Origin of the sequence: Paraburkholderia sp. 22099, from assembly GCF_052045835.1 — a bacterium.
GTDB classification, from domain to species: Bacteria; Pseudomonadota; Gammaproteobacteria; order Burkholderiales; family Burkholderiaceae; genus Paraburkholderia; species Paraburkholderia terricola.
In genome coordinates, this window is sequence record NZ_JBQEPU010000014.1 from 94,931 (window position 1) to 107,366 (window position 12,436).

The following is a 12,436-nucleotide window of genomic DNA, read 5'->3' on the forward strand; positions in this document are numbered from 1 at the left end:
GGAGAAGTCATGCTGAACGGAATCGGCAACATCGCGTATCTCGGCGCAAGCACGCTGTTCATTCTCAGCCTGCGTGGCCTGAGTCATCCGAGCAGCGCGCGGCGCGGCAATCTGTACGGCGTCGCCGGCATGCTGATCGCGGTCGTCGCGACGCTTCTGATCGCGCGAGGCGCGGGCATCGAGGTCGTGCTGGCCGCAGCCGTGATCGGCGCGGCAATCGGCGCATTGCTCGCGCGCCGTGTCGAGATGACGCAAATGCCGCAACTGGTCGCGGTCCTGCACAGCTTCGTCGGACTTGCCGCGGTGCTGATCGGCGTCACCAATTATCTGATGCCCGCTGGCGAACTCGGCGGAGCCGAACGCGCGATCCATCTGATCGAGATCTACCTCGGCGTGTTTATCGGCACGGTCACGTTCACCGGCTCGATCGTCGCGTTCCTCAAGCTGCAAGGCACGGTGAGCGGCAAGCCGCTCGTCATTCCGGGCCGGCATCTGCTGAATCTCGCGGTGCTCGTGCTGTGCATCGCGATCGGCTATCGCTTTCTTGCGGTGCCGGCGGGTGCCGACGGCGTCGTTGCGTTGCTCGCAATGATCGTGCTGGCCGGCGCGCTCGGCGTGCATCTGGTGATGGCGATCGGCGGCGCGGATATGCCGGTCGTCGTCTCGATGCTGAACAGCTATTCCGGCTGGGCGGCGGCCGCCACCGGCTTCATGCTGAGCAACGATCTGCTGATCACGACCGGCGCGCTGGTCGGCTCTAGCGGCGCGATTCTCAGCTACATCATGTGCCGCGCGATGAACCGCAGTTTCATCTCGGTGATTCTCGGCGGCTTCGGCGCGGCAAGCGGCACCAGTTCGGCGGATATCGCGGGCGAAGTCGTGCCGACCACCGTCGATGAAGTCTGCGCGATTCTGCGCGACGCGTCCGAGGTGATCATCGTGCCGGGCTACGGCATGGCGGTCGCGCAGGCGCAAACGACGATCAGCGACATCACGCGCAAGCTCGAAGGGCTCGGCGTGCGCGTGCGCTTCGGCATCCATCCGGTGGCGGGGCGCTTGCCGGGCCACATGAACGTGCTGCTCGCGGAAGCGAAAGTGCCGTACGACATCGTGCTCGAAATGGATGAGATCAACGAGGACTTCACCAACACGGACGTCGTGCTCGTGATCGGCGCGAACGACATCGTCAACCCCGGCGCGCTCGAAGATCCGGGCAGCCCGATCGCGGGGATGCCGGTGCTCGAAGTGTGGAAGGCGCGCACGGTGGTCGTGTCGAAGCGCAGCATGGCGACCGGTTACGCGGGTGTCGACAATCCGCTCTTTTACAAGGACAACACGCGGATGCTGTTCGGCGATGCGAAGGGCAGCGTCGACGCGTTGCTCCGGCAATTAGAGGCCGCCTGAAGAACGCATCGAGGAACGCAGCGAAAAACAACACGGAAAGCGGCCCGAGAAGCCCCACCGCCGCCAACGACGGAGACAAAAAACGTGCCTAAAAAGAACTTGGCCTCTGCCGCGGTGCGCTGGCTGCTGAGCTTCGCGCCGCATCCGGTGACGGCGAAATGGCCGGAGCGTTTCCGATCGTGTGTCGGCGCGCTCTTCGGCATCGCGTTCACTGGCGGGTCGATGTATTTTCTGGTCGGCGCGGACGCGGCGATGCCGCTGCTGGTCGCGCCGATGGGCGCATCGGCCGTGCTGCTGTTCGGCGTGCCGGCGAGCCCGCTGGCGCAGCCGTGGTCGATCATCGGCGGCAATCTGGTATCGGCCGTGGTCGGCGTTGCCTGTGCGAGCTGGATCGCCAACCCGGTTGCGGCCGCGACGCTCGCGGTGTCGCTCGCGATCTGCGCAATGTTTGCGCTGCGCTGTGTGCATCCGCCGTCAGGGGCGGTTGCGTTGACGGCGGTGTTGGGCGGTCCCGCGATTCATGCAATGGGCTACCGCTTCGTACTCGAGCCGATTGCGATTCAGTCGATCGCGCTGCTCTGCGCGGCGCTCGTGTTTCATGCGCTGACGGGGCATCGGTATCCGCACGTTCCCGCGCAGAATCCGCAGCCCGGCGCGGCCCCGACGCCGGGTTTCACACGGGCCGATCTGGATGCGGTGCTCGCCAAACGCAGCGAATGGCTCGACATCGACGCGGACGATCTCGAAGCGCTGCTGCACGAAACGCAATTGCAGGGCTACACCCGCGCGCTGAACCAGTTGACGTGCGCCACCATCATGTCGCGGCCGACAGCGGCAAGCGCGGCAAGCGCGGCAAGCGCGGCAAGCGCGGCAAGCGCGGTAACCGCGCACGCCGAGCCGCGCGCGGCCAGCGTGAACACGCCGATCGCCGAACTCGTGCCGCTGTTCGCGACTCACGGCCATCATCACATTCCGGTGCTGGACGCCGAGCGGCGACTCGTCGGGATGGTGACGCCGAGCGATGTGATCGCCGGCTTGCATCGTCACGCGCAACGCTCGCCGCGACGCGCCGCGTAGGCTCGAATGCGAACCCCGCGCGGACAGCGCAACGGATCGGATCAGACCGCCATGCGCCGAAGCATGTTCAGCAGCGTGTCGAATGAAAGCGGCTTGCGCGCGTATTCGATCACGGGATTCGGCTGCACGGGAATGTCCGCCGCCGCGCTGCACAGAATGATCGGTATCGCGCGCAGTTCCGGGTCCTCGTACAGCGCCGCGCACAGTTGCAGCCCTGACATGACCGGCATCATGCAGTCCGACACGACGACGTCGGGGCGAGTCTTGCGTATCTGTTCGAGCGCGGCGGCGCCATTCGACGCCGTCAGCACCGTGTAGCCGTGCCGCTCCAGCAGCAGTCGCCAGACCGTGAGAATGTCGAACTCGTCGTCCACGACCAGGATGGTTTTCATGAGCGGCTACGTCATGCGTCGCGGCTGTAGCGTGGCGGACAGGCCGGGACTCGAATACACGCTCGCGGGACTGAGCGCGCACTCCGCTACATCGAGGCCCTGCGACGAAATCACGAGTTCGCGCAGGGACGTCTCGTGCGCGCTTTCGCGCTGCTTGACCACCGAGATCATGCGCCGCAACCCCGACTCGGTTTCGGCGTAACGCAACAGCACCAGGTTTTCGGTCAACGCCGAAACCCGCACGCCTCTCGCATGGCCGGGGTCGGCGTAAAGCGGCAGCTCTTCTGTCACCAGCGTGGTGACGGCGGCTTCGCGAAGCTGGTGCAGCAGGGCGTTGAGAAACAGCCCGAAGCGTTCGGTGCGCAACGCCGAATCGCGGAAACCTTCCATGCCGTCGATCACGATGCGCGACGCGCCGATCTTCCTGACCGTGGCGAGCGCGGTCGCCGCGAGTTCATCGACCGCAAGCTCGATCGCGGGTTGCCATTGAATGACGAGACGGCCGTCGTCGTACGCGTCGGTCAACGCGATCGACACCGCCTCGGCTTTGCCGATGAGCCGCTGCGGTCCTTCGTAAAAGCCGAGATAGACGCAGCGTTCGTCGCGCGCCACGCCGGCGGCCAGAAACTGCAGACCGAGCAGGGTCTTGCCCGCGCCCGACGGTCCCATCAGCGTGGTGGTCGAACCTTGCGCGAAGCCGCCGCCGAGCAGGCTGTCCAGATGCGGCAAGCCGAAACCCAGGCGCGCTTTCAGATCGACCGGACCCGGCTGCGCGGCGCACTGCGCTTCGAGGCGCGGGAACATCAGCAGCCCGCTTTCGGCGATGCGAAAGAAGTGCCTGCCCATCAGGTGATTGCGGGCGCGCATCTTGTGCACTTCGATTTCGCGGGCGCGGCGCATGCCGTCGCCATGGCGGTTCAGTTCGATCAGGCCGTCGACGAGCGTGTGTTCGGGATGCGGCTCGTTGCCGGAAAGCGGGGCGAGCAGCAAGGTCGTGCAATTCATGGCCGCGACCAGCGCGTTCAACTCGTGAATGAACTTCGACAGCGCCAGTTCGGTTTCGCTGAATTCACGCGCGCTGCGAAAGCCGTCGATGATCATGAGGCTCGGGCGATAGTCGTAGATGCTGGAGGCGATCAGCCTGAGAAAACCGTCGAGACCGTCCTGCATCAACTCGTGATAGCCGGAGATGAACAGCATTTGCTGCGCGACCGCTTTCTCGTCGAAGAAGGCGAGGCCCTTGAGGTGCGCAAGCAGCTTGTCATGCGACTCCGCGATCAAGGTCATGTACAGCACCTTCTCGCCCCGGCTCACACGATGAAAACCGATCTGGCTCGACAGAATCGTCTTGCCCGCGCCGGCCATGCCTTCCAGCAGATACACGCCGCCGCTCACCAGACCGCCGCCAAGGATCTCGTCGAAACCGGGCACGCCCGTTTCCACGTTGGAGCGGGAAGATGTCTGCGATTCGTGAATGGTCATGGCGCGGTGTCGTTCAAAGGGCGGCGAGGCTGCGGCTCGGGGGGGAGCCGTCGATCGCTCAAATGAACACGAGTCAGCAATCGCTGTTCCCGCCTTGTCGGAGATCGCGCGTGACCGGAGCGGGCTGGCGTGGGAATGGTTCGACCGGCTGCGGGCTTCGCCGTGAACGGGCTGTGAGCTGGCTGTGAGTGGGCAATGGGCGTGGCGCGCGGTGCAAACGATTCGCAGCGGGCGCGCTGTATAGCGAAGGAATGCGGGCTTTCAAACCCGACGCTGCGAAGGCGTTGAGGAAGTGCGCGGGAAAGAAAGTCTCCCCGCGCAGGCAAAACTACAAATCATGCGCGAGCGATGTGTTTTTGCGTGTTCATCCGCGCTCGCGGACACCTCATCTCAACTACAGGCGAAACTGCTCGCGGCGTTGATGTCGCCGCCGCGATAGCGGGCCACCTTCGGATACGGACACAGCGGCCGCGTGCGTCCCGCGCCCCAATCCGCGGGGACGTCCGTGTTCGGCGTCACATTGCTCGCGTCGCGCGCCGTGGCGATCACGCTGTCCGGCGCCTTGCCCTGCTCGACCCACGAGATCATCGGCGTGAGCATGTCGAACTGATCGGCGCTCGGGCCGCCGCTGCAATGGTTCATGCCGGCGATCGTGTAAAGGCGCGCGAAGTTCGACGCGTCGCCGCCGTTGGCCGTCATGAGCCGCTGATACCAGTCGGTGGTGTCGTTCGATGAAAACACCGGGTCGCTCGTGCCGTGATAGACCATCAGCTTCGCGCCGCGTTGCTTCAGTGCGCCGAGGTTGGTCTCGTCGGGCGGCGTCATGAACGACCACGACGATTCGCCGTAGACGCCGCTGGTGGCGAAGATCTTCGGCGCGTCGGTGTCCATGCTGAAGTTGAGCGCGTAGGCGGACAGTTGGCTCAACACCGAGACACTCTGCGGCGGCGTGGTGAACGTGAAGGCCGCCGCGGCCGGATCGAGCGTGATGGAGTTCGACTGCTTCCACGCCGACCAGCCCTGACCGAGACCCGCATCGTACGGAAAGCTCGCGTACAAAGCGGTGCCCGCGCTGTTGCGCGCGCCCGAGAACACGTTGCCGATCGCGTCTTTCTGCGCGCTCGTCAGACAGGTTCCGTCGCGTGCGTTGCTTGCGCAGGTCGGGACGTCATTGGCGAGGCTGAAATTGGCCTGGCATGCCTTGATGTCCTGGATGAGGCCGTCGCTCGCGCCATCCAGCGCGTCGCATTTCGCCAGTATCTTCGACGCGACCATCTGGCGTTCCGTGGCGGTAAAGCCTGTCGTGATGTCGGGTAAGCCGCTTGCCGTCGTCGCGGTCGCCACTTTCGCCAGTTGCTGCGCGCCCCACATTTCGCCGATGGCCGCTTTCGGCAAATGGAAACCTGGGTCGCCGGCAATGATCCCGTCGTATTCCGCCGACGAACGCGCCGCCGCGACCAGGGCATGACGGCCGCCGTTCGAGCAACCGTCGAAGTAACTGCGATCGGGCGCCTTGCCATAGGCCAGCCGGATCACCTGCTTGGCCATCGGCGTGAGCGTGGCGACCGCGTTGTAACCATAGTCGAGACGCGCTTGCGGATCGAGGCCGAACAGCGGATTCTGCGACGCGCTGTGCCCGGCGTCCGAACTGATCACCGCGAAGCCCATGTTGAGCGCGTCGTTGGTCGGACCGCCGCCGCCGATCTCTCCCTTGGCGGTGACGATGTTGCCGTCCAGCCCGCCATTGGCCTGGTAGAAGAAGCGCCCGTTCCATGCAAGCGGCAGGCGCATCTCGAAGCCGATCGCATAGGTCTTGCCGTCCACGCTGCTCACGCGCTGGTTCATGTTGCCTTGAATCAGGCAGTGTTCGGCGATCGGTTTGCCGGCCACGCTGAGCGTGCCCGCCGCCACGTCCGTTACGGACGTAAAGACCGTGTTGGTGAACGCGAGCTTCGCGCCGAGCGTCGTGCAATTGCCCGCCAAGGTGCCCGGCGTGGCCGCGCTCAGTTGCGGCAGCGCGTTGGCGTTGGTGCTGGAATTGCCGGCGCCGCCGGTATCGTTGCCGCCGCACGCGGCGAGCGTGAGTGCCGCGGCTGCGGCGAGCGCAATGGCTGTGTGCTTCATGCGATGTCTCCTAGAACGAGTGCCGGACGCCGATCATCGCGCCGGTCTGGCCGGTGCCCGCGGTGGGCGTCGTGCCGCCGCCGCCCGAGCTGACGGAGTAGCGCGCCTTCGCGCTGTTGGCGAGATACGAGGCTTGCGCGTAGACGGCGGTGCGCTTCGAGAGCAGATAGGTGGTGCGCAAGGTGCCCATCGTGGCGCGCGTGTCGTGCTGGGTGTTGACGATGCGATAGACCTCGCCGTCGACGATGAAAGCCGGCGTCACGAAGTACGACGCGCCGACGAAAAACAGATTCGAGCGCACGCTCGCGACCGTGCCCGCCGACGGCTCCACGCGTCGATTGAGCCAGCCGGCGCCGAGCTTCGCTTTGCCGATGTTCGCGTAGGCGCTGACGTGGGTGCGGATGTCCTTGTCGGCCGCGTTGACGATGCGGGCCGGCGTCACGCCGTCGAAGAAATTCGCCGCCGCGGTGCTGCCGCCGCGCTGCTCTTCATACGAGGCCGCGACGCCGAACAGCGGCGCGTCGTACTTCAGCATCACGGACCATTCGCGGCATTCGGTTGCATGACCCGCGACAGAACCGGTGCAGGTGCCTTGTCCCGGCGAATTGCCGGTGCCCGCCGAGTCGCGGCCGAACGAATAGTTCGCGCCGAACGTCACGCCCGCATAGTTGCCCATGTAGACCACCGAGTTGTCGGCGCGGGCGTTCGGCACGTAGGCGTCGAGCGAGCCGAGGCCGTAGATGTCGGGGCCGATCAGGTCCGCGCCCATCAAGGCGAGGTACGTCATCGTGTATTGGCGGCCGAACGAAAGCGTGCCATACGGACTCTTGATGCCGACGAACGCCTGGCGGCCGAACAGTCTGCCGCCCTGGCCGAGATCGCCGCCGCGCACGTTGAAGCCGCTTTCCAGCGTGAATACCGCGCTGTAGCCGCCGCCCAGATCTTCGTTGCCGCGCAGTCCCCAGCGCGACGGGAATTCGCCGGTGATGCCGGGCATGCGGAAAACGCTCTTGCCCGCGGCATTCGCGTGCGAGACGTATTCGATGCCCGTGTCGATGATGCCGTAGAGCGTCACGCTCGATTGGGCCGTTGCGGCGCCGCTGACGGCGCACAACGCGCCGCAAAGAAGAAGACGTGCGGATGCTTGCATGAGGGGTGTCTCCAAACCGTTGATTGAATTTGTGTTGTTGTCGTTGATCGTTGCGCCGGCTTGCGCGGCCGCTCAGTCGGCGCGCGGGCGGCGCAGCAACAGCAGCGCGGCCGCCGCCGCGATCAGCGTGACGGGAATGCTCGCGCCGATCACCGTCGACGAACTGCGGCCCATCGCCAGTAATTGACCCGCGGCGAGCGGGCCGACCACCGAGCCGATGCGGCCCACCGCGACCGCCGCGCCGACGCCGGTGCCGCGCATCGCCGTCGGATAGAACGCCGCGGACAGCGCGTACAGCACCGATTGCCCGCCGATCACGAACATGCCGGCGAAGAAGGCGGAGGCCGCGAGCGCGCCGAAGCCGGGCGCCATCGAGAGCGCGGTGAGCGACGCGATGATGCCGACATACATGCCCGCCACCACGGCGCCCGAGCGCATGCGATCCATCAACATGCCGATGCACAACGCGCCGATCCCGCCGCCGACGTTGAAGAAGATCTGCACGTAGCCGACCTGTGCGCGCGTCAAACCGCTCGCCGCCATCAGCGAGGGCAGCCAGTTGAGGAGGAAGTAAAGGACGATCAGCGTGCAGAAGTAGCTGATCCAGATCTGCACGGTGGACAAACCACGCGTGCCGCCGAACAGAACTTCGCCGACCGGCGCGGGCTTCGCGTGTCCGTCGTGCGAGGCCATCGTGAACGCCTTGGAATCCGCGAGAAACACTAGCAGCAACGGCACCAGCAACAGCGGGCCCGCACCGCCGACATAGAAGATGTGACGCCACTCGGCATCGCCCGCGCTCATCAGGCCGATCACCGAGGCGATCACGCCGCCGAACGGAATGCCGCAATACATCACGCTGACCGCGGTGCTGCGCGAGCGCGGCTCGACCGCTTCCGACGACAACGCGATCAGGTTCGGCAACGCACCGCCGAGGCCGATGCCCGTCAACACGCGCACGATCACCAGCATGTGGAAGTCGCTCACCAGCGCGGTCATGATCGAGAGCAGGCCGAACAGGCACGCGGAAATCACCAGCACGCGTTTGCGGCCGATGCGATCCGCGAGCCGTCCGCCGAACATCGCGCCGGGCAGCAAACCGAAAGTGCCGGCGCTGAACGCAAGCCCCATCTGTCCGACCGACAGACCGAACTCGCGCGCCATGCGCGGCGCCGCGACGCCGACCGATTGCAGGTCGAGCCCTTCAAGCAGCGCGACGGCAAAGCACAATCCGAGCGTGACCAGGGCGCTCGTCCGGCTGGATGCGGCGGGGGCGGCGGCGCCGTTGGTCGAAGGTAGTGTTCCGGCTCTTTTCACGTTAGCGATCCTTATCAAGATGCGTGGTTTTCCGGGTTCATTGAAGGACGGCTGCACTTGAGCGCCGTCTTGCTTGCCCGATAGAGGCATGAGCGGTGCGTTTGCCCGCGTCGAAGTTCGCCTGGATCTCAGGCGGCTTCGGCGAAGCGGGATTCAGTTCACTGTCGAACTCGCGATGGCGTGCGCGTCGGCATACCCGTTGTGCACACCGATACGCCGCGCAGCGAACACCGCAGCGCGCAACGCATCGAGTCGATGCCCGCGTGGCTGTCCGATTGTTTCGAGGCGATGCGGCGCGTCTCCAAACGCTGCATCGTGGAGTGGATTTAATATCAGGTAGGCTGATAACACAAGCGCAAATCGTTCGGTGAAAACACCTAGCGATCTGGCGGCGCGGTTAATTTAACCGCGTAGATTACGAACGAAAGTTTCGAGGTGGGTTTGCAAGGCGCCGGCCGCTTCGAGTTCGATGCCCGCCATCATCTGCTTCTCGATTGTCTTGACGGCCTGCTCGCATTCGCGCAGCACGGCGCGTCCTTCGTCCGTCAATCGCAGCAGCACGATGCGGCCGTGGGTCGGGTCCGGCTCGCGGCTCACCCAGTTGCGGCTCGCCATCGCGTTCATGACTTCATTGGCGGATTGCGGCGTGATGAACGAGCGTTCGGCCACTTGCGCATTGGACGCCTGGCCCTTTGCTTCGAGCACGGACAGCGCGGTGAACTGCGCGAGCGTCAGACCGAGCGGCGCGAGCGCTTCGGTCATGCGCCGCCGCAGGATGCGGTCGAGACTGCCGATCACATAGGCGAGTCGCAGGCTGGGTCGGCGAGTGCGGGTGACAGCGGGCTCCGCGGGCGAATTCTGTTTTTTGCTCATTGTCGTCAGGAGATTCGGTCTATGCCGCATCTTAGCGCGCCTCGCCGCCGATTCCGCCGCTAGGGGTTTGCACCGAGCCGCCGATTTTCCGCTTTACATATCAGGCAGCCTGATATTAAATAAGCTCATCGGGCTGCTGCGGCGGTCAACGTTCATGGAGAAAACAGATGGGTTACGAAGGTCGCTGGAAAACCGTCAAGGTCGATGTCGCTGAGGGAATCGCGTGGGTGTCGCTCAATCGTCCCGAGAAACGCAACGCGATGAGCCCGACGCTGAACAAGGAAATGATCGAGGTTCTGGAAGCGGTCGAACTCGACGCGGAAGCGCAAGTTCTGGTGCTGACAGGCGAGGGCGACGCGTGGACCGCCGGCATGGACCTGAAGGAGTATTTCCGCGAAGTGGACGCCGGCCCGGAAATCCTGCAGGAAAAGATTCGCCGCGATGCATGCCGCTGGCAATGGCAGTTGCTGCGCATGTACGCGAAGCCGACCATCGCGATGGTCAACGGCTGGTGTTTCGGCGGCGGCTTCTCGCCGCTGGTGGCATGCGATCTCGCGATTGCCGCCGACGAAGCCGTGTTCGGCCTCTCCGAAATCAACTGGGGCATTCCGCCGGGCAATCTGGTGAGCAAGGCGATGGCCGACACCGTCGGGCATCGTCAGGCGTTGTACTACATCATGACGGGTGAAACATTCACGGGCCAGGAAGCGGCGCAGATGGGCCTCGTCAACAAGAGCGTGCCGCGTGCCGAACTGCGCGAAGCCACGCGCGTTCTCGCCGGCAAGCTGCTCGAAAAGAATCCGGTGGTGCTGCGCGCGGCCAAGAACGGCTTCAAGCGTTGCCGCGAACTCACGTGGGATCAGAACGAAGACTACCTGTACGCCAAGCTCGATCAGGCGCAGCATCGCGATCCTGAAGGCGGCCGCGAGCAGGGCCTGAAGCAGTTTCTCGACGACAAGGCGATCAAGCCGGGTTTGCAAACCTACAAGCGCTGATCGAGCGCGCGCGGATGCGCGCGAGAAAAGACAAGCGAGGAGACGAGCAACATGCATGAAGTGACGTTATTGATCGGCGGCGAGAGCCGCGGCGCGTCGGACGGCAAGACGTTCGAGCGCATCAATCCCGCGAGCGGCAAGCCTGCCTCGCGCGCGGCCGCGGCAACGCTCGCCGATGCCGACGCGGCAGTCGCCGCAGCCGCGCGGGCGTTCCCGGCATGGTCGGCGCTCGCGCCGACGGAGCGCCGCAAGCGTCTATTGGCCGCCGCCGATCTGATGGATGCGCGCACCGCGCAATTCATCGAAACCGGCGTCGCCGAAACCGGCGCGATGCCGAACTGGTACGGCTTCAATGTGATGCTGGCCGCCAACATGCTGCGCGAAGCCGCCGCCATGACCACGCAGATCGACGGCGACGTGATTCCCTCGGACGTGCCCGGCAGTCTCGCGATGGCGGTGCGTCAGCCGTGCGGCGTGGTGCTCGGCATGGCGCCGTGGAATGCGCCGGTGATTCTCGGCACGCGCGCGATCGCCATGCCGCTCGCGTGCGGCAATACGGTCGTGCTGAAGGCGTCGGAAGGCTGTCCGGGCGTGCATCGGCTGATTGGCGGCGTGTTGCAGGAAGCGGGCCTGGGCGAGGGCGTGGTGAACGTCATCACGCATTCCGCCGAAGACGCACTCGCGATCGTCGAGCGGCTGATTGCGCATCCGGCGGTACGGCGCGTCAACTTCACCGGCTCGACGCGGGTGGGGCGCATCGTCGCGCAACATGCCGCGCAGCATTTGAAGCCGGCTTTGCTCGAACTCGGCGGCAAGGCGCCGGTTGTCGTGCTCGACGATGCGGATCTGGATGCGGCCGTCGCCGGCATTGCGTTCGGCGCGTTCTTCAACCAGGGGCAAATCTGCATGTCCACTGAGCGCGTGATTGTCGACCGGAAGATCGCCGATGCGTTAGTGGAAAAGCTCGCGGCCAAGGCGCGCACTTTGAGAGCGGGCGATCCCGCTGCGGCGGATTCCGTGCTTGGCGTGCTCGAAAGCGCGGCCGCGGCGCGGCGCATCGAGGCGCTGGTCAAGGACGCGCATGAGAAGGGCGCAAGGCTGCCGGTCGGTTGTCATGTGGAGGGCGCGGTGATGCAGCCTGCGATAGTCGACGGTATAACGCCCGCGATGAAGCTCTACGCCGAGGAATCCTTCGGCCCCGTGGTCACGGTGCAGCGTGTCGACGGCGACGATGAAGCGATTCGCGTCGCCAACGACAGCGAATACGGTTTGTCGGCAGCGGTATTCAGCCGCGATGTGTCGCGCGCGTTGAGCGTGGCCAAGCGCATCGAATCGGGCATTTGCCACATCAACGGACCGACCGTGCACGACGAAGCGCAGATGCCGTTCGGCGGCGTGAAGAAGAGCGGCTATGGGCGCTTCGGCAGCAAGGCGTCGATTGCCGAATTCACGGACCTGCGCTGGATCACGATTCAAACCGGACCGCGGCACTATCCGATCTGATTCGCGTGCGGCTGGTACGCTGCAATCAGAGCCGTATCAACGCATGGAGAAGGTGGCTGCGCCGCATGAAGCGGAGCGCCCCCCGATGCCGTCATAGGCGGCGCGTAACAGGAGACAGG

Annotated in this window: 10 protein-coding genes; 4 read left to right on the plus strand and 6 right to left on the minus strand. The window is 65.1% G+C overall.

Translation table 11 applies throughout. From position 1 onward, the window contains the following. Window positions 1-9: 9 nt before the first annotated feature. Window positions 10-1,404, plus strand: coding sequence for a Re/Si-specific NAD(P)(+) transhydrogenase subunit beta (gene pntB, locus ACTJLC_RS15430; protein WP_436263890.1), 1,395 nt, complete (start codon window positions 10-12; stop codon window positions 1,402-1,404). Window positions 1,405-1,488: 84 nt separating this feature from the next. Then, a complete protein-coding gene (locus ACTJLC_RS15435) occupies window positions 1,489-2,481 on the plus strand; it encodes an HPP family protein (protein ID WP_440844481.1) in 993 nt (330 codons plus the stop codon). Window positions 2,482-2,522: 41 nt separating this feature from the next. On the opposite strand, the gene ACTJLC_RS15440 is transcribed toward ACTJLC_RS15435, so the two are convergent. From ACTJLC_RS15440 to ACTJLC_RS15465, 6 genes are all read right to left on the minus strand, one after another. Continuing rightward, window positions 2,523-2,873, minus strand: coding sequence for a response regulator (locus ACTJLC_RS15440; protein ID WP_073428712.1), 351 nt, complete (start codon window positions 2,871-2,873; stop codon window positions 2,523-2,525). Between the two features lie 6 nt (window positions 2,874-2,879). After that, complete coding sequence (locus tag ACTJLC_RS15445; RefSeq protein WP_154872313.1) at window positions 2,880-4,355, minus strand: ATPase domain-containing protein; 1,476 nt, start codon at window positions 4,353-4,355, stop codon at window positions 2,880-2,882. 390 nt (window positions 4,356-4,745) lie between these two features. Then, window positions 4,746-6,479: a tannase/feruloyl esterase family alpha/beta hydrolase gene (locus ACTJLC_RS15450; RefSeq protein ID WP_073428710.1), complete on the minus strand. Its 1,734-nt coding sequence runs from the start codon at window positions 6,477-6,479 to the stop codon at window positions 4,746-4,748. A gap of 10 nt (window positions 6,480-6,489) precedes the next feature. Further along, window positions 6,490-7,629 carry a porin gene (locus tag ACTJLC_RS15455; RefSeq protein WP_073428709.1) on the minus strand — a complete coding sequence of 380 codons (1,140 nt, stop codon included), beginning with the start codon at window positions 7,627-7,629 and terminating at the stop codon, window positions 6,490-6,492. A gap of 72 nt (window positions 7,630-7,701) precedes the next feature. Beyond that, window positions 7,702-8,874 (minus strand): 3-(3-hydroxy-phenyl)propionate transporter MhpT, encoded by a 1,173-nt coding sequence (gene mhpT, locus ACTJLC_RS15460; protein WP_244220122.1) that lies wholly within the window; start codon window positions 8,872-8,874, stop codon window positions 7,702-7,704. A 474-nt stretch (window positions 8,875-9,348) separates the two neighbouring features. After that, window positions 9,349-9,828, minus strand: coding sequence for a MarR family winged helix-turn-helix transcriptional regulator (locus tag ACTJLC_RS15465; protein WP_374709801.1), 480 nt, complete (start codon window positions 9,826-9,828; stop codon window positions 9,349-9,351). 158 nt (window positions 9,829-9,986) lie between these two features. Between ACTJLC_RS15465 and ACTJLC_RS15470 the strand changes: the two genes are divergently transcribed. Then, window positions 9,987-10,814, plus strand: coding sequence for a p-hydroxycinnamoyl CoA hydratase/lyase (locus ACTJLC_RS15470; RefSeq protein WP_073428706.1), 828 nt, complete (start codon window positions 9,987-9,989; stop codon window positions 10,812-10,814). A gap of 51 nt (window positions 10,815-10,865) precedes the next feature. Beyond that, complete coding sequence (locus ACTJLC_RS15475) at window positions 10,866-12,317, plus strand: aldehyde dehydrogenase (protein WP_440844485.1); 1,452 nt, start codon at window positions 10,866-10,868, stop codon at window positions 12,315-12,317. The last annotated feature ends 119 nt before the right edge of the window (window positions 12,318-12,436 follow it).